The following is a 14,994-nucleotide window of genomic DNA, read 5'->3' as shown; positions in this document are numbered from 1 at the left end:
CCGATGGCGACGCATGGCGCGTGGCAGGCGATTGCTGTCACGCGTCGTTGGCGGGGATCCGCGCTCGCCCCACGTTCTCCGTTGGAGCCAGGCCGGCGGCGCACCGCTGCGGCGACCGACGGCGTCATGCAAGGCCGCGGGATTCTGACAGCCCGCGCTGATACGATCCGCGCCATCGGGCGAGCACACGGCTGCAGCGCCGCATTTCGAGGCGTACATGCTGTACCTGGCCATCCCCGCAGCGCTCCTGTTGTTGATCGTCTTCCTGGCACTGCAGCCTCCGCTGGAGCTGCGGCTGCAGCGTGCGCTGCAGCAGGCACGGCAGGGCGACCTGCGACGCTTGCGTGCACTTGCCAGGAAATCGGTGGGCGATGCCGCCTATGCGCTGTTTCTGCAGCTGGACGCCAACGGCGAGCAGGCCGCGGCACTGGCGGCACTGAAGCGTGCGGTCTATGCGCGCACCTGGCTGGACATCCGTGGCTGCAGCGTGGCCATGCGCGCGTACGGCCGCCGTCGCTTCCTGGGCGTGGGCACCATCCCGGACCATGCCGCGCTGCTGGCCGAATGGAGCCGTCCCGGCTGGTGCTCGGGTGCCGGCTGGGAACCCGAACTGGCCTGGATCCAGGCCTGCGGCCCGGAAGCGTGCCGGGATCTGGCGCGCGCCTGGTATTGGCTGTGCCTGGCCGATGCGCGCACGCAGGAGGGGATGGGCGAGATCCGGTCGGTGGAACTGGCGCAGCAGGTGCGGGAGCATCTGGGCCCGCTGGTGCCGGCATCGGTGCGCCAGGCGATGCAGGAGCAGGCGACGGAGACTGCGTGCCGCGACTTCATGTCCGGCAGATAAGGCGGGCGGAGCGACTCGGCCCGGTACCGGGCACCGGCCTGCAATGGCTGTCGCCGCAGGTCCCATCACAGCGCGGTGCGGACGCGGCATGCAACTGCCGCGGATTGGCCGCTGCCTCGGCTGCAAGCGCGTGCCGCCGGTTCGCCGCCGCGCGCCGGTCATGGCGCCCCGGGTATGATCGGGGCCATGAATGCTTCCGTCCTGCCGTCCTCGCCCCGCATCTGTTTCCTCGCCAGCGTCGCGCCGGAGGCGCAGCACGCGCGCACTCAACTGGTCGGGCGCTACGGCGATTGCGAGCCGGCCGACGCCGATGTGCTGTGCGCGCTCGGCGGCGACGGCTTCATGCTGCAGACCCTGCATCGCCACGGCAGCCTGGGCAAGCCGGTGTTCGGCATGAAGCTGGGCACGGTCGGCTTCCTGATGAACCAGTTCCGCGACGACGACCTGGTCGCGCGCCTGGCCCTGGCCGAGCCGGCCAAGCTGCGCCCGCTGGAAATGCTGGCGCAGACCGAATCCGGCGCCACCACCGGCTCGCTGGCCTACAACGAGGTCTCGCTGCTGCGACAGACCCGACAGGCCGCGCACGTGAGCATCGACCTCAACGGCCAGACCCGGGTCGATGAACTGATCTGCGACGGCGTGCTGGTGTCGACCCCGGCCGGCAGCACCGCCTACAACTCCTCCGCGCACGGACCGATCCTGCCGCTGGGCTCGCACACCCTGGCACTGACCCCGATCGCGCCGTACCGGCCGCGGCGCTGGCGCGGCGCGATCCTCAAGGCCGACATCGAGGTGCGCTTCCGCGTGCTGGACCCGTACAAGCGCCCGGTCAGCGTCACCGCCGACTCGCACGAGACCCGCGACGTGGTCGAAGTCACCATCCGCGAATCCCGCGACCGCCTGGTCACCCTGCTGTTCGATCCAGAGCACAATCTGGAGGAGCGGATCTTGAGCGAGCAATTTATGGTGTAGGGGCGGGGAGTGGGGAATCGGGAATGGGGAATCGCAAGAGCGGTTTCCTGACAATTCCCTTTCCCTGGATAACTTCCACGCCCGCAAACCGCTTTTCCCTATTCCCCATTCCCGATTCCCCACTCCCAGCCCAAAATGTCCGACAACTCCCCACGTCTGCTCACCGTCGCGGTCACCTCGCGCGCCCTGTTCGATCTTGAAGAGGGCCATGCCCTGTTCGAGCGGGAGGGGGTGGAGGCGTACAGCGCGTATCAGCGCGAGCGCGAGGACGATGTGCTGGCGCCCGGGGTGGCGTTTCCGGTGGTGCGCAAGCTGCTGGCGCTGAACCAGGGCACGCCGCCGGAGACGCCGCCGGTGGAGGTGATCCTGCTGTCGCGCAATTCCGCCGATACCGGGTTGCGCATCTTCAATTCGATCCAGCACTACGGCCTGGGCATCGTGCGTGCCACCTTCACCTCCGGCGAGGCGACCTGGCCTTACGTCAAGCCGTTTGGCACCGATCTGTTCCTTTCGGCCAACCCGGAGTCGGTGCGGCGCGCGCTCAGCCATGGCATCGCCGCGGCGACCATCCTGCCCAAGCCGCCGGGCGAGCACGCGCAGGAAGCGGCCGCGGCCGCCGGCGCGATCGATGCCGATCGCCTGTCCACCCAGTTGCGCATCGCCTTCGACGGCGATGCGGTGATCTTCGGCGACGAGGGCGAGCGCTTCTCGCGTGAGCAGGGCGTGGAGGCGTTCGGCCGCTACGAGCGCGAGAACGCGCGCGAGCCGCTGACCGGCGGGCCGTTCCGCAATTTCCTGTCGGCGCTGCATGCGCTGCAGTCCGCGTTCCCGGCCGGCGAAGCCTCGCCGATCCGTACCGCGCTGGTCACCGCACGCTCGGCGCCGGCGCACGAGCGGGTGATCCGCACCCTGCGCGAATGGGGCGTGCGCCTGGACGAGGCGCTGTTCCTCGGCGGCCGCCACAAGGGGCCGTTCCTGCAGGCCTTCGGCGCGGACATCTTCTTCGACGATTCGCAGCACAACATCGACAGCGCCGCCCGCGAGCGCGTCGCCGCCGGGCATGTGCCGCACGGGGTCGCCAACGACATCGCCAAGCCGTGAGTGCGGCGCCCGGCGGCGGCCGCTGGGCCGCGCTGCGCCGCTTGCTGCGGCAAGGAGCGGATGCGCCTGCCGACCTGCGTCCCGGGCGGCCTTACGTGCGCCACGGCTGGCGCTACACAAGCCTGCAGTTCAAGGGCGAGGTGACCCAGAGCCGCATGTACACGTGGTGGCCGGACGTGCTGCAGGTGGGCTACACCCGCAGCATGCTCGCCGCACTGTTGCTGCGCCCGGACCCGCGGCGGATCGGCATCGTCGGCCTCGGCGGCGGTTCGCAGGCCAAGTTCTGCTATCGGCACCTGCCGCAGGCGCGGATCGAGGCGATCGAGGCCGACGCCGACGTGCTGGCCTTGCGCGCGGCGTTCCGCATCCCGGACGACGATGCGCGCTTCGAGGCCGTGCACGGCGACGGCGCGCGGTTGCTGCGGCAACGGCGCGACCGCTACGACCTGCTGCTGCTCGACGCCTACGACGCCGACGGCATCCCGGCCGCGCTGCTCAGCCGCGGCTTCTACGAGGACTGCCACGCGGCGCTGGCCCCGGGCGGGGTACTGGCGGTGAACCTGTACGACACCGACACCCGCCGCCACCTGGCGCATCTGCGCGCGCTGTTCGGCGGCCGCGTGCTGCGCCTGGACGAGCCACAGATGGACAACCAGGTGGTGTTCGCCTGGACCGGTGCGCTGCCGGCGCTGGACGCGCACGCGGCCTTGGCCCGCCTGCCGTGGTCGGCGCGTTGGCAACTGCGCATGCCGTTCCGGCGCGTGCAGCAGGCGATGGCGGGCAGGACGGGGGCGGACGGGGTGCGTTAGCCGGGGCTGCGCTGTCGGGCGATGGCTGCGTCGGCCAGACGGTTCAGTCCACGCCATGCCGCCGCCGGTGCAAGCACGACCGGGGGAGACAATGCATGCGGTCCCGGGCGACACCACGCGCCAGGACGATGGCAAGTCGCCCTACAACGGCAACAGGATGTTGCTGAGCTTCCAGCGCAGGCCCTCACGGGTGAATACGAAGGGTACGGCGGTACCGTCGGCGGTGTGCACGGTGGCGACGAAGCGCGTGGTCGATTCGAAGCGGTGTTCGGCCTGGCGCAGTGGTTGTGGCGGGCGCGGCGCGGCGTAGGTATCGCCGCCGACGGTGTCGCCGCTGGCGCGTTTCCACAGCGCGTCGCCCTGCATCAGCGCGCCGATGCCGGTCGGGGTGACCATCGCATCCACGCTCATGCCGCCGAGGCCGCCGGCCAGCGACAGGAGCGCCCCGCCGAACAGGCTGGACTGCAGGTCGGGGCCGGCGCGGCGCACCAGCGCATCGTCCACCTGGGCCTTGAGGTTGACCCGCAGCGTGGGAAAGTCGACGTAGCGCTCCAGTGCCGCCGCATCGCGCTCGCGCAACGCCTGGTCGATGCCGCGGATGGCCAGGTACGGCCCAGCGACGACGTAGCCGCCGAGGGCGAGCAGGGCGAGGAACAGCAAGGCCAGCCATTTCTTCATCGCATGTCTCCTTGCGTGTGGGCGTTCTGCAGGAGCGGATCAGCCGCGACGCGTGACCGGGAATGCCTGTCGCCGCTGAAGCCGCTCCGACGGGGAAGCACTGCCGTTCTAGAACTCCAGGTCCAGCGCCGCGCACAGATAGTCCACGAACGGGCCCAGCGTCTGCAGGTCGGCGGCGACCTGCGTGCGCAGCCGCGGGCCGGTCATGGTCGCGTCGTCGAGCTGGCGCCAGAACACCCAGTTCTTGTGCTTGAGGTCGTCGATGCACTCGAAGTCGGCCGGGAAGCCGCGCGGCGGCCGCACCAGCATCTCGCTTTCCTCGAAGTCGAAGCGGCGGCGCAGCGCCGGCGCATGCGCGGCGGCCTTCCAACTGCCGGGATTGTCGAAGATGAACTGGCGCACCTTGCGCTGCGTGTCCGGTTCCGGATGCCACAGCCCGGCGCCGACGAAGCTCTCGCCCGGCTGCAGGTGGATGTAGAACGACGGCGCCGGCACCTGCTTGCGCCGCTCGTGGAACAGGCGCGCACCCTGCCAGGTCTTGTACGGCGACTTGTCGTGGGAGAAGCGCGCGTCGCGGTGGATGCGGAACAGTGAGCCGCCGACGCCGCGCGGGTCGGCGCGGAAATGCTCGCTGACCTGGGCCAGGTCCGGCTGCAGGTCGGTGATCAGGCGCAGGAACGGCTGGCGCACGTGTTCTTCGTACTTGTGCCGGTTGTCGTTGAACCAGGCCTTGTCGTTGTGCCGTGCCAGGGCACGCAGGAACTTGAAGCTGGCGTCGCTGAAATAGCTGGTCATAGGCTGCGTTGCAGGTCGTGGCCCCAGGCGGCCAACTGGTCGAGCAGGGCTTGCTTGGTAGCATCCTGCGGGTGAGCCAGGCGTAAACCGGCCAGTTCCGCGTAGAAGGCGTCGAAGCTCAGTTCGGACAGGCCGCTGTCCTGCTGCAGGCGCTGCCGCCGGTAGTCGTCCCAGCGCGCCTGTTCGGCGATGGACAGGCTCTGCGGCCAGTTGCGCGCGCGGTAGCGGAACAGCAGCTCGGGCAGGCGCGGATCGCGGAACTGGCCTTCCAGCGCGGCCAGTTGCGCCGGCGGGGTGGCGCGGACCTGAGCCATCGTGCGCTTGTCGCCATCGGCCAGGAAGCCGTCGTACAACGAGGCGTCGACATCGACCGGCACCGCGGCGCGCTCGCTGGCGAACACCCGCCGCACCTTCTCCGCCAGCGCCGGGCCGGCCTCGCGCAGGCGCGCGGCCTTGGCCAGGAGTTGCGCGGGGTCCAGCCGCAGCCGGGCGAAATCCGCTTCGCGCAGGTGCGCCCAGGCGACCAGCGCCGGTGCCTTGTTCAGATGCACTTCCTTGAGCGGGATACGCTGTTCGCCCTCCGGCAGGTCGGCCTGCGGGGTGTACAGGCGGTCGGCGATCTGTTCCGGCGAATAGCGCAGCAGCGGCTCGATGTCGCCTTCCAGGTCGAACACCAGCACGCGGCTGTCGATGCGCGGATGCCGCGCCAGCGGCAGCACCGGCGCCGCGCACAGGCGCGCGGCCGGATAGCGCATCGACACGTGCAGCACCGGCTGCATCGCCACCGCGTCGAGCAGGCTGCCGCAGAAGCGCTTGTCGCGCAGCTTCAGCGCGTACTCCCACAGCCGCGGCTGGCTGCGGCGGAAGTGCCGGGCCATGCCGATGGTGGCGTACACGTCGGACAGCGCTTCGTGCGCATCGCCGTCGCGCACGCCGTTGGCCAATGCCAGTTGCTCCAGCTTGAACGAGGTGGCGCCGTCCTCGCGCTGCGGCCAGACGATGCCCTCCGGGCGCAGCGCGTGCATCAGCCGCAGCATGTCCAGCAGATCCCAGCGCGAGTTGCCGTTGCGCCACTCGCGTTCGTAGGGATCGTAGAAGTTGCGGAACAGACCATGGCGCACGAACTCGTCGTCGAAGCGCAGCGAGTTGTAGCCCAGCGTGCAGGTCTGCGGCCGCGCCATCTGCTCGGAGATGCGTGCGAACGCCTCGGCTTCGCTGACGCCCTCGCGCAAGGCCTGCTGCGGGGCGATGCCGGTGATGAGGGTGGCGACCGGCGAGGGCAGCAGGTCGTCGGCGGGCTTGACGAAGAAACTGATCGGCTCCTCGATCACGTTGAGCTCGGCATCGGTGCGCACCGCGGCGAACTGCGCGATGCGCGTGCGCCGCGGATCGGCGCCGAAGGTTTCCAGGTCGTAGAAGAGGAAGCTGTCGGGCATGACGAATCGAATGGTGCGAGGCAGGCGAGGCTAGGAGTGTGGGGACGCTTGTAGGAGCGGGTGTCCGGATAGGCTACGCCGGTTCAATGTGCCCCCTCCAGCGGTGCCAGCCGCGCGTGCACGATGCCCTCCAGCCAGTGCCAGTCGATCCGCGACAGGTCGCTGTGGCCCTGCGTGGCCTGGACCAGGATGTCGCGCTGCACTTCGCTGCGTTCCAGCGCCTGCGCGTACGGCGTGCGCAGGAAGGTGACCATGGTGTAGTGCGGCACGAAGCGGGTCGGATGCCGCGCCTGCAGGGCCTGGCCGAGTTCGCGCTGCAGCAGGAAGCCGGCGTCGCCGACGCGGTCGCGCATTTCCACGTAGTTCTCCAGCGCCATCTGCTGGATCGCGCCGGCGTTGGGCTTGCGCTCGGCCTCGAAGGCGGCATAGGCGCGCGCCAGGTCCGGCTCGCGCTGCAGGTGCGCGGCCAGCGCCGCGCAATCCTCGAACGCGCAGTTCATGCCTTGCCCGTGGAACGGCACCATCGCGTGCGCGGCGTCGCCCAGCAGCACTGCGCGGCCGTCCAGGTGCCAGCGCTCCAGGCGCAGCGTGCCGAGCAGGCCCGGCGGATGCTGCTCCCAGTGCTCGGCCAGTTGCGGCATCAGCGGCAGTGCATCGGCGAAATCGCGCGCGAACAGCGCCAGCGCCTCGTCGCCACTGCGCACGGTGGCGAAGCTGGGCTCGCCCTTGTTGGGCAGGAACAGGGTGACGGTGAAGGTGCCCTCATCGTTGGGCAGGGCGATGCACATGTAGTGCCCGCGCGGCCAGATATGCAGGGCGTTGGCTTCGATGCGGAAGCCGCCGTCGGCGCCGGGCGGGATCTCCAGTTCCTTGTACGAATGGTCGAGGAACTCGATGTGCTCGGCCATCGGCGCCTTGCGCTGCATCGCCGCGCGCAGCGCCGAGCCGGCGCCGTCGGCGCCGATCATGCTGTCGAAGCGGATGTCGTGGGGCTGGTCATCGCGGTCGTCGATGAAACGCGCATAGCCGGCATCGAAATCCACCGTGTGCAGGCGCCGGTAGAAGTGGATGCGCGCGCCGGCCTGCTCGGCCAGTTGCAGCAGGGTGATGTTGAGGTCGTTGCGGTGCACCGACCAGATCACCTCGCTGTCGTCGCGGCCATAGCGCTGCAACTGCTGGTGCCCGTCGGCGAAATGCACCATGCGCCCGCGCATCATCACCGCCTTGGCCATCACCGCGGCATCGGCGCCGGCCTGGCGCAGCACGTGCAGGCCGCGTTCGGCCAGGGCCAGGTTGATCGAGCGGCCGCGCTCGTAATCGTGCACGCGCGGGTCGCCGCGGCGCTCGTAGACGGTGACCTGCCAGCCCTGGCGCGAGAGCAGGATGGCGAGCAGGGAGCCGGCCAGGCCGGCGCCGATCAGGGTGATGCTGCGGGGGGATGCGTTCAATGCGGTGTCCGGAAAGCGCGGCGGCTGGCCGCGCGAAGAAGTCGGCTCAGACGCCGGCCCAGGTTTCCACTTCCTCGACGAAGCGGTAGATGTCCCGGTAGCGGTTGTACAGCGGCACTGGGCTGATCCGGATCACGTCCGGCTCGCGCCAGTCGCCGAGCACGCCGACCGATTGCAGGTACTCGAACAGGGCGCGGCCACGCTCGCGGCCGCCGGCCACGCGCAGCGACAGCTGGCAGCCGCGTTGTGCCGGGTCGGACGGGGTGATGATCCGCAGGGTGTCGGCCAGGCGCGCGCGGATCAGCGTCTCCAGGTAGCCGGTCAGTTGCTGCGATTTCTGCCGCAGCGCGTCCAGCCCGGCGCGCTCGAACAGGTCCAGCGAGGCGCGCAGCGGGGCCATGCTCAGGATCGGCGGATTGCTCAGCTGCCAGCCGTCGGCACCGGGCGCGGCGACGAACTCGGGCGCCATGCGGAAACGGGTGCGCTTGTCGTGGCCCCACCAGCCGGCGAAGCGCGGGGTCTCGCCGTGGCCGTGGCGCTCGTGCACAAAGGCGCCGGCGACCGCGCCGGGGCCGGCGTTGAGATACTTGTAGTGGCACCACACCGCGAAGTCCGGCGCGGCATCGTGCAGGTGCAGCGGCACGTTGCCGATGGCGTGGGCCAGGTCGAAGCCGACCGCGGCGCCGGCCACGCGCGCCAGCCGCGCCACCGCGGCCAGGTCGAAGGCCTGGCCGGTGCGGTACTGCACGCCCGGCCACAGCACCAGCGCCAGGCGCGGGCCGTGCTCGGCGATGGCGCGCTCGATCGCCGCCAGCGACACGGTGCCATCGACGCCGTCGGGCTGCACTTCGATCAGGTCGGTGGCCGGGTCGAAGCCGTGGAAACGGATCTGCGAGGCCACCGCATGCTGGTCGGAGGGGAACGCGCCGGCCTCGATCAGGATCGCCGGGCGCTCGCGGGTGGGCCGGTAGAAGCTGACCATGAGCAGGTGCAGGTTCACCGTCAGCGTGTTCATCGCCACCACTTCGTGCGGGTGCGCGCCGACCAGGCGCGCCAGCGGCGCAGCCAGCAGTTCGTGGTAGGTCATCCACTGGGTGTCGCCGTTGAAATGGCCTTCCACCGCCAGCGACGACCACTTGTCCAGCACCTCCTGCACCGCGGCGCGCGCGCCGCGCGGCTGCAGGCCCAGCGAGTTGCCGACGAAGTAGGCCTGGTCGGCGCCCTGGTGCTGCGGGAACAGGAACTCCTGGCGCAGGGCGCGCAGCGGATCGGCGGCGTCGAGGGCGATGGCGTGCTGGCGGGACAGGATCTCGTTCATCGGCATTGGATTCCGGGAAGCAGGGCGAGAGTCTAGAGCGTGTGGGACGACGGGAGGTGAGTGCGTGGCATGGCGCGGGGCACGGCCGCGTGGACCTCTGCAACAGCGAATGCGCGGCCGGCGCGAGGCGACGGCGCGTTCATCCGCTGCGGCGCGCGGTCACCTGCGGTTGTTCCTTGGCGGCCGCGGCAGCCGGCAGCAGCGCACTGCGGACCAGGTGGGTCAGGGTACCGACGCTGTCGGCGACGCGGTCGCTGGTGTCGGCCAGCGCGGGCAGCGCGCCGCCGTCGCTGCCGTCCTGCGGCTGCGCGGCCAGCGCCTCGGCCAGGCGCCGCTCGTCCGCGCGCAGGCTGGCCTGTGCCGGCGGCGTGCCGCTGCGCAGGCTTTCGGCCAGTTCGGTCAGTGCGGCATGCGCCTGTTGCCGGAACTGCTGCAGTTCCGGCAACGGCGGCAGCGGCGGCGCATCGCGCAGCACCGCCTCCAGCGCCAGCGAGGCGCGGATCAGCCGGTTGCCGTTGGCCAGCACCGATTCGGCCAGGGTCAGTTCGCGCAGGTTGCGCTTGCGCCGCGGTTCGCCGCGCAGGCGTTCGATCGAGGCCTGCGCGTTGGTGCGCGCGGTGCGCGAGGCCGCGCGGGTGTCCGGCAGCGCCTGCAGGCGGCCTTCCAGCACCGCATCGAGATGGTCGCGGTAGGCGAGCAGCAACTGCGCCAGGATCGCGCGGATGTGCTTGCGTTCCCAGGTCGGCCACAGCGCGTAGGCCGCCAGCGCCAGCGCGCTGCCGAGCACGGTGGCCTGGATGCGTTCGCCGATCGCCTCGCCCGGGGCCATGCCCTCGAACGACAGCAGCAGCACCAGCATGCCGGTCAGGCAGGCCACGCCGAGCCCGTAGTTGACCTGGGTCAGCAGGCGGAACCCCAGGCAGAACACGGTCAGCAACAGCAGCCGCACCACCGCCCCGTCCATCACGAAGTGGGCCAGCACGGTGGCCAGCAGCAGCCCGCCGAAGGTGCCGGCCACGCGCAGCGCGCCGAAGCTGAGGGTGCCGCCGAAATCCGGCTTGAGCACGATCGCCGTGGTCATCGGGATCCAGTAGCCGTGCGGGATCGCCTGCCAGCGGGCGAACAGCACCGCCAGCGCCAGGCACACGCCGCAGCGCAGTGCGTGGCGGAACGCCACCGAGGACAGCTTCAGATTCGCCCGCAAGGTCTGCAGCGGCGCCAGCGGACGCAGCGCTGCCGGCAACTGCGCCTCGGCCAGTTCGGCCTGGATCTCGCCGCGGCTGCTGGCCCAGCGGCCATTGCGCGCCAGCGCGCGCAGCTGGCCGCCCAGGCCCTGCGCACGGGCCACGGCGATGCGCAGCAGGCGGCGTTCGCGGGTGTCTTCGGTCTGCGACTGCACTTGCGCCAGCGCATCCACCAGATCGTCGAATCCGGTCATCGACGCAGTGGCCGCGTCTGGGTCCTCGGCGCTGTCCAGCGCGTGCGCGAGTTGGTCCAGCACCACCGCGCTGCGCTCGAGCACGCGCTCGATCGGCAGCCGCGCGGGCGATCCTGCGTCCAGGCGTCCGTGCAGGTCGGCCAGGGTCAGCAGCTCCAGCCGCGCGCGTTCGCACAGCTCGGCGATGACCCGGAACGCCTGCACCGCACGCCCGCGCGAGCGGTGCTCGCCGTGCAGCATCACCATCGCCTCGAGCACCGCTTCGGTGGCCGGCGGCGCCGCGGTCGCGCCGGGCCGCTGGCGGGCGATGCCGGCCAGTTGCCGCATCAGGTCGGCCAGGGCGAAGCGTTCCGGGCGGTAGCGCTGCAGCGGCCAGGCGGCCAGCGCCATCAGCATCTGCAGCACGCCGCCGGCGAAGATCAGCGTGGCCACGCCGACGCTCTGCAGTGGCGGCAGGCGCACGTCGGCGCTGACCACCAGCAGGATCATGCTGGTCAGCCCGACCCGCGCCGCCACCGGGCCCAGCGCCACCAGCAGGCCGCCGCCGAGGCCGAGCAGCAGCGCGCTCAGCGCCAGCGCCACGGTGTGCGCGCCGATCAGCATGCCCAGCAGCGCGGCCACGCCCGCCGCCAGCGCGGCCATCAGCATGCGCTGCATCCGCGCCCGGTACGGGCCGGGCTGGTCGGAGAACATGGTGTTGAGCGCGCCGGTGGACACCGCCAGGCCCAACTCGGCATGGCCGGCGGCCACGCCCAGCGCCAGCGGCGCGACCACCGCGGCGGTGTTGCGCAGGGCCACGCGCACCGGCACGTCGCGTGGCTTGAGCGCGATCAGGCTGCGCAGCATCGCGAGCCGGAACGGCACGGGGGTAGGGCGGTCACGGCGCGTCGGCCGCCGGCCGCGGATGCACGTGGCCGCAGCGGGCGCAGGTGCGCAGCGATTCGGAGGCGTAGAAGCGCGCGAACACCGGCGGGAAGTCGGTCTCGATGTTCTGCAGCGGGAAGTAGGCTTCGTACAGCAGGTGGTTGCAGCGCTCGCAGAACCACAGCAGGCCGTCCTGCTCGTGCGGCAGGCGCCGCCGCTCGATCACCAGGCCGACCGAGTTCGCGCCGCGCTGCGGCGAGTGCGGCACCTTCGGCGGCAGCAGGAAGGTCTCGCCGGCGCGGATCGGGATCTCGCGCACCGCGCCGTCTTCCTGGATCTTCAGCACCATCTCGCCTTCGAGCTGGTAGAACCACTCCGGGCCTTCGTCGTAGTGGTAGTCGCTGCGCGCGTTCGGCCCACCGACCACCATCACGATGAAGTCGCCGGCGTGGATGCACTTGTTGCCCACCGGCGGCTTCAGCAGGTGCCGGTGGGCGTCGATCCAGGCGTGCAGGTTGAGCGGGCCGGGGAGCATGCGGATCCTTGATCGAGATGGCGGAGCGGCGCGCCGCTCAGCGGTCCTCGCGGTCCTGGCTGATGCGCGCCAGGGCGGCATCGTAGCGCGGCGTCAGGTCGTCGATGCGGTCAAGTTCCATGCCCAGGTCGTGCACGCGGCCGTCGCGCAGGCTGTAGACCCAGCCGTGCACGGTCAGTTCCTGGCCGCGCGCCCAGGCGTCGAGCACGATCGAAGTGCGGCTGACGTTGACCACCTGCTCGAGCACGTTGAGCTCGCATAGGCGCGCGTGCTGCACGTTGAGGTCGCCGGCCTGCTGCAGGCAGTGTTCGTGCTTCTCGGCCACGTCGGTGACGTGGCGGATCCAGTTGTCGACCAGGCCCAGCCGCGCGCGGGTCAGGCCCGCGTGCACGCCGCCGCAGCCGTAGTGGCCGACCACCAGGATGTGCCGCACCTTCAGCACCTCGACCGCGAACTGGATCACCGACAGGCAGTTGAGGTCGGTATGCACGACCACGTTGGCGATGTTGCGGTGGACGAACACCTCGCCCGGTGCCATGTCGATGATCTGGTTCGCCGGCACCCGCGAGTCGGAGCAGCCGATCCACAGGTACTCCGGGGTCTGCTGCTTGGACAGGCGGCTGAAGAACTCCGGATCCTCGCGGTTGATGCGTTCGGACCAGGAGCGGTTGTTGTCCAGCAGTTGTTCGATTTTGCTCATAGCCCGGCATTATTCCAGAAGCCCGCGGCCGGTGCGCGGCGTGCGCCGACGCCGGTACCCGGATGGCTGGCATCCGCATGCACGCGGCGCCTCAGTGCGCAGGCGCCGCCGGATCGGGCTTTTGCCGATCCCGCCGATGCGGCCCGCTGCGCAGACTTCCTCCACGCCCACACCGGGCATCAGCGGAGGATCCCATGGCCGACTTCAACGCGTTCTTTCCGACCCTGCTCAAGCACGAGGGCGGCTTCGTCAACGATCCGGTGGATCCGGGCGGCGCCACCAACAAGGGCATCACCCTGGCGACGTTTCGCTTATACGCCAAGAGCCTGCTGCAACTGGAGCCGACCCTGGACAACCTGCGCGCGCTCACCGATGCGCAGGCCGGGGTGATCTACAAGACCTGCTACTGGAACGCGGTGCACGGCGACGAGATCGCGCTGCAGCCGCTGGCCAACATCCTGTTCGACTTCCAGGTCAACGCCGGCAACAACGCCATCAAGCTGCTGCAGCGCGTGCTCAACGCGCAGGCGCCGGCGCTGCAGCTGCCGGAGGACGGCAAGTTCGGCCCGGCCACCCTGGCGGCGCTGAAGGCCGCCGACCAGCGCGATCTGTACGCACGCTACAAGCAGGGCCGGCGCGACTACTACCAGCGCCTGGTCGCGGCCAAGCCGCCGCTGGGCAAGTTCCTCAAGGGCTGGCTGGCGCGCACCGACTCCTTCCCCGACCTGAGCTGAGTGCGCGCACGGCAAGCGCCGCCGATCCGCTGCCGTCGCCGACGGCGGCCTTCTTTCCCCAGGAGCGACCATGGCTGGACCGACCGCATTGAACGACCTGATCGAAGCGCTGGCCGGCGCCGTGATCGAGGCGCAGGACCGCATCGAGCAGCACCAGATGGCCAACCTCGGCGATTACTTCGACGAGTTCCACCGGCCCAAGAGCGTGATCATCCGCCTGCCGTCGCAGCACCCGCAGGCCGCCGAAGGCGACGAGGACTACTACCGCGCGCCGCTGCTGCCGCTGGTCTCGACCAACGTGCTGCGGATCAAGGACGTGGAGATCAGCTTCGATGCGCAGCTCGGCGACCTCGGCGGCCTGCAGTCGGCCGACGGCTTCTTCGCGCCGGAGTCGCCCGGCCCACGCGGTGCCTGGCAGGCCAAGCGCACCGCCACCCGTTCCAGCGTGCGCGTGGATACCAGCGCCAGCGCGCGGAGCCAGCGCCAGAGTGCCGTCCACGTCGTGTTGCGCGTGGAGGGGACCGAACCGACTGACGGAGCGGCCAGATTGCTGAACCATCTGGCGCAGACGCAGGGCGTGTTCAAGACGGTCATGGCCGACAAGCCGGACGTCGCGGGCACGGACGATGTAACCAATCCCACCAACTGAAGGAGTCACTGCAATGGCTGACGAACTCGTCAATATGTCAAGTCAATTCAAGGGTCTGCCGATGGGCGACCTGATCGGCGGCCCGCTCGATGCGGCCTGCGACGCGCAGGTCAAGCTGGCCCGCGCCACCGCCGATTTCATCCGCGTCATCGGCTTCCTGCCGCCGGACAACCCCGACCCGAAGAATCCGCAGGCAACCGGCGCCACCCGTACCGCCAGCTTCCGCTTCAAGCGGCCGGTCGACGACCCGGACAAGGCCGGGGGCATCGCCGAGGAGGAGGTCGAACTGGAAGTGCCGCTGCTGGCCATCGTCAACGTGCCCAGCCTGAGCATCCAGACCGTGGACATCACCTTCGACATGGAAGTGAAGTCGTCCTTCTCCTCGAAGGAGAAGACCGATGCCTCGGCGTCGATGTCGGCGGACGTGGAATACGGCTTCGGCCTGTTCAAGGCCAAGGTGCATATCCAGGGCTCGGTCTCCACCAGCAAGGAGAACACGCGCAGCTCGGACAACTCGGCCAAGTACCACGTCTCGGTGCATGCCGCGGACAAGGGGCCGCCGGAAGGTCTGGCGCGGGTGCTGGACATCCTGCAGACCTCGGTGGCGCCGCGCAAGATCGGCAAGCCCGAGCCGGTTCCCGCGTAAGCCCATAGCGGTCCGTTGAACCATCTC

At 70.3% G+C, this 14,994-nt stretch carries 15 protein-coding genes; 7 read left to right on the top strand and 8 right to left on the bottom strand.

Features of this window, described 5'->3' with window-relative positions:
• The first annotated feature begins 217 nt into the window (after window positions 1-217).
• From CEK69_RS10360 to CEK69_RS10345, 4 genes are all read left to right on the top strand, one after another.
• The gene (locus CEK69_RS10360; RefSeq protein ID WP_152245413.1) at window positions 218-844 is read left to right on the top strand and encodes a hypothetical protein; all 627 of its coding nucleotides are present in this window, start codon (window positions 218-220) and stop codon (window positions 842-844) included.
• Between the two features lie 201 nt (window positions 845-1,045).
• Window positions 1,046-1,816: an NAD kinase gene (locus CEK69_RS10355; protein WP_026143327.1), complete on the top strand. Its 771-nt coding sequence runs from the start codon at window positions 1,046-1,048 to the stop codon at window positions 1,814-1,816.
• A gap of 135 nt (window positions 1,817-1,951) precedes the next feature.
• On the top strand, window positions 1,952-2,917 hold the full coding sequence (locus tag CEK69_RS10350) for a 5'-nucleotidase (RefSeq protein WP_017907609.1): 966 nt from the start codon (window positions 1,952-1,954) through the stop codon (window positions 2,915-2,917).
• On the top strand, window positions 2,914-3,726 hold the full coding sequence (locus CEK69_RS10345) for a fused MFS/spermidine synthase (protein ID WP_017914980.1): 813 nt from the start codon (window positions 2,914-2,916) through the stop codon (window positions 3,724-3,726). The genes CEK69_RS10350 and CEK69_RS10345 overlap by 4 nt, the downstream gene beginning before the upstream one ends.
• A gap of 141 nt (window positions 3,727-3,867) precedes the next feature.
• Here the strand turns inward: CEK69_RS10345 and CEK69_RS10340 are convergent, their stop codons facing one another.
• The 8 genes from CEK69_RS10340 to can all read right to left on the bottom strand — a co-directional run bounded on the left by CEK69_RS10340 (window position 3,868) and on the right by can (window position 12,938).
• Window positions 3,868-4,404, bottom strand: coding sequence for a DUF2939 domain-containing protein (locus CEK69_RS10340; protein WP_017914979.1), 537 nt, complete (start codon window positions 4,402-4,404; stop codon window positions 3,868-3,870).
• Window positions 4,405-4,512: 108 nt separating this feature from the next.
• Window positions 4,513-5,199: a DUF2461 domain-containing protein gene (locus tag CEK69_RS10335; protein WP_017908451.1), complete on the bottom strand. Its 687-nt coding sequence runs from the start codon at window positions 5,197-5,199 to the stop codon at window positions 4,513-4,515.
• Window positions 5,196-6,635, bottom strand: a complete 1,440-nt coding sequence (sbcB, locus tag CEK69_RS10330) for an exodeoxyribonuclease I (RefSeq protein WP_152182587.1) — start codon at window positions 6,633-6,635, stop codon at window positions 5,196-5,198. The genes CEK69_RS10335 and sbcB overlap by 4 nt, the downstream gene beginning before the upstream one ends.
• Window positions 6,636-6,718: 83 nt before the next feature.
• Window positions 6,719-8,083: an NAD(P)/FAD-dependent oxidoreductase gene (locus CEK69_RS10325; RefSeq protein WP_152245411.1), complete on the bottom strand. Its 1,365-nt coding sequence runs from the start codon at window positions 8,081-8,083 to the stop codon at window positions 6,719-6,721.
• Window positions 8,084-8,129: 46 nt separating this feature from the next.
• A complete protein-coding gene (gene kynU, locus CEK69_RS10320) occupies window positions 8,130-9,401 on the bottom strand; it encodes a kynureninase (RefSeq protein ID WP_152182585.1) in 1,272 nt (423 codons plus the stop codon).
• 139 nt (window positions 9,402-9,540) lie between these two features.
• Window positions 9,541-11,685, bottom strand: a complete 2,145-nt coding sequence (locus CEK69_RS10315; protein ID WP_152182601.1) for an FUSC family protein — start codon at window positions 11,683-11,685, stop codon at window positions 9,541-9,543.
• Between the two features lie 31 nt (window positions 11,686-11,716).
• Window positions 11,717-12,238 carry a 3-hydroxyanthranilate 3,4-dioxygenase gene (locus CEK69_RS10310; protein ID WP_017910922.1) on the bottom strand — a complete coding sequence of 174 codons (522 nt, stop codon included), beginning with the start codon at window positions 12,236-12,238 and terminating at the stop codon, window positions 11,717-11,719.
• 37 nt (window positions 12,239-12,275) lie between these two features.
• Entirely contained in the window at window positions 12,276-12,938 is a 663-nt protein-coding gene (can, locus tag CEK69_RS10305; protein ID WP_152182584.1) for a carbonate dehydratase, read from the bottom strand.
• Window positions 12,939-13,132: 194 nt separating this feature from the next.
• Here can and CEK69_RS10300 point away from each other — a divergent pair, with 194 nt between their 5' ends.
• From CEK69_RS10300 to CEK69_RS10290, 3 genes are all read left to right on the top strand, one after another.
• Window positions 13,133-13,672, top strand: coding sequence for a glycosyl hydrolase 108 family protein (locus CEK69_RS10300; RefSeq protein ID WP_017910924.1), 540 nt, complete (start codon window positions 13,133-13,135; stop codon window positions 13,670-13,672).
• 70 nt (window positions 13,673-13,742) lie between these two features.
• On the top strand, window positions 13,743-14,321 hold the full coding sequence (locus CEK69_RS10295; RefSeq protein ID WP_173003349.1) for a DUF2589 domain-containing protein: 579 nt from the start codon (window positions 13,743-13,745) through the stop codon (window positions 14,319-14,321).
• Between the two features lie 13 nt (window positions 14,322-14,334).
• Window positions 14,335-14,967, top strand: a complete 633-nt coding sequence (locus tag CEK69_RS10290; protein ID WP_026143450.1) for a DUF2589 domain-containing protein — start codon at window positions 14,335-14,337, stop codon at window positions 14,965-14,967.
• Window positions 14,968-14,994 lie beyond the last annotated feature (27 nt).

The sequence above is a fragment of the Xanthomonas sp. LMG 12462 genome (assembly GCF_009192885.1).
GTDB lineage: Bacteria > Pseudomonadota > Gammaproteobacteria > Xanthomonadales > Xanthomonadaceae > Xanthomonas_A > Xanthomonas_A sontii.
This window is presented reverse-complemented; position numbering and strand designations above follow the sequence as displayed.

Coding starts and splice junctions, on each gene's coding strand:
- can (WP_152182584.1), bottom strand. CDS start 12,938: ATGAGCAAAATCGAACAACTGCTGGACAACAACCGCTCCTGGTCCGAA.
- CEK69_RS10335 (WP_017908451.1), bottom strand. CDS start 5,199: ATGACCAGCTATTTCAGCGACGCCAGCTTCAAGTTCCTGCGTGCCCTG.
- CEK69_RS10340 (WP_017914979.1), bottom strand. CDS start 4,404: ATGAAGAAATGGCTGGCCTTGCTGTTCCTCGCCCTGCTCGCCCTCGGC.
- CEK69_RS10315 (WP_152182601.1), bottom strand. CDS start 11,685: ATGCTGCGCAGCCTGATCGCGCTCAAGCCACGCGACGTGCCGGTGCGC.
- CEK69_RS10360 (WP_152245413.1), top strand. CDS start 218: ATGCTGTACCTGGCCATCCCCGCAGCGCTCCTGTTGTTGATCGTCTTC.
- kynU (WP_152182585.1), bottom strand. CDS start 9,401: ATGAACGAGATCCTGTCCCGCCAGCACGCCATCGCCCTCGACGCCGCC.
- CEK69_RS10295 (WP_173003349.1), top strand. CDS start 13,743: ATGGCTGGACCGACCGCATTGAACGACCTGATCGAAGCGCTGGCCGGC.
- CEK69_RS10350 (WP_017907609.1), top strand. CDS start 1,952: ATGTCCGACAACTCCCCACGTCTGCTCACCGTCGCGGTCACCTCGCGC.
- CEK69_RS10300 (WP_017910924.1), top strand. CDS start 13,133: ATGGCCGACTTCAACGCGTTCTTTCCGACCCTGCTCAAGCACGAGGGC.
- CEK69_RS10310 (WP_017910922.1), bottom strand. CDS start 12,238: ATGCTCCCCGGCCCGCTCAACCTGCACGCCTGGATCGACGCCCACCGG.
- sbcB (WP_152182587.1), bottom strand. CDS start 6,635: ATGCCCGACAGCTTCCTCTTCTACGACCTGGAAACCTTCGGCGCCGAT.
- CEK69_RS10290 (WP_026143450.1), top strand. CDS start 14,335: ATGGCTGACGAACTCGTCAATATGTCAAGTCAATTCAAGGGTCTGCCG.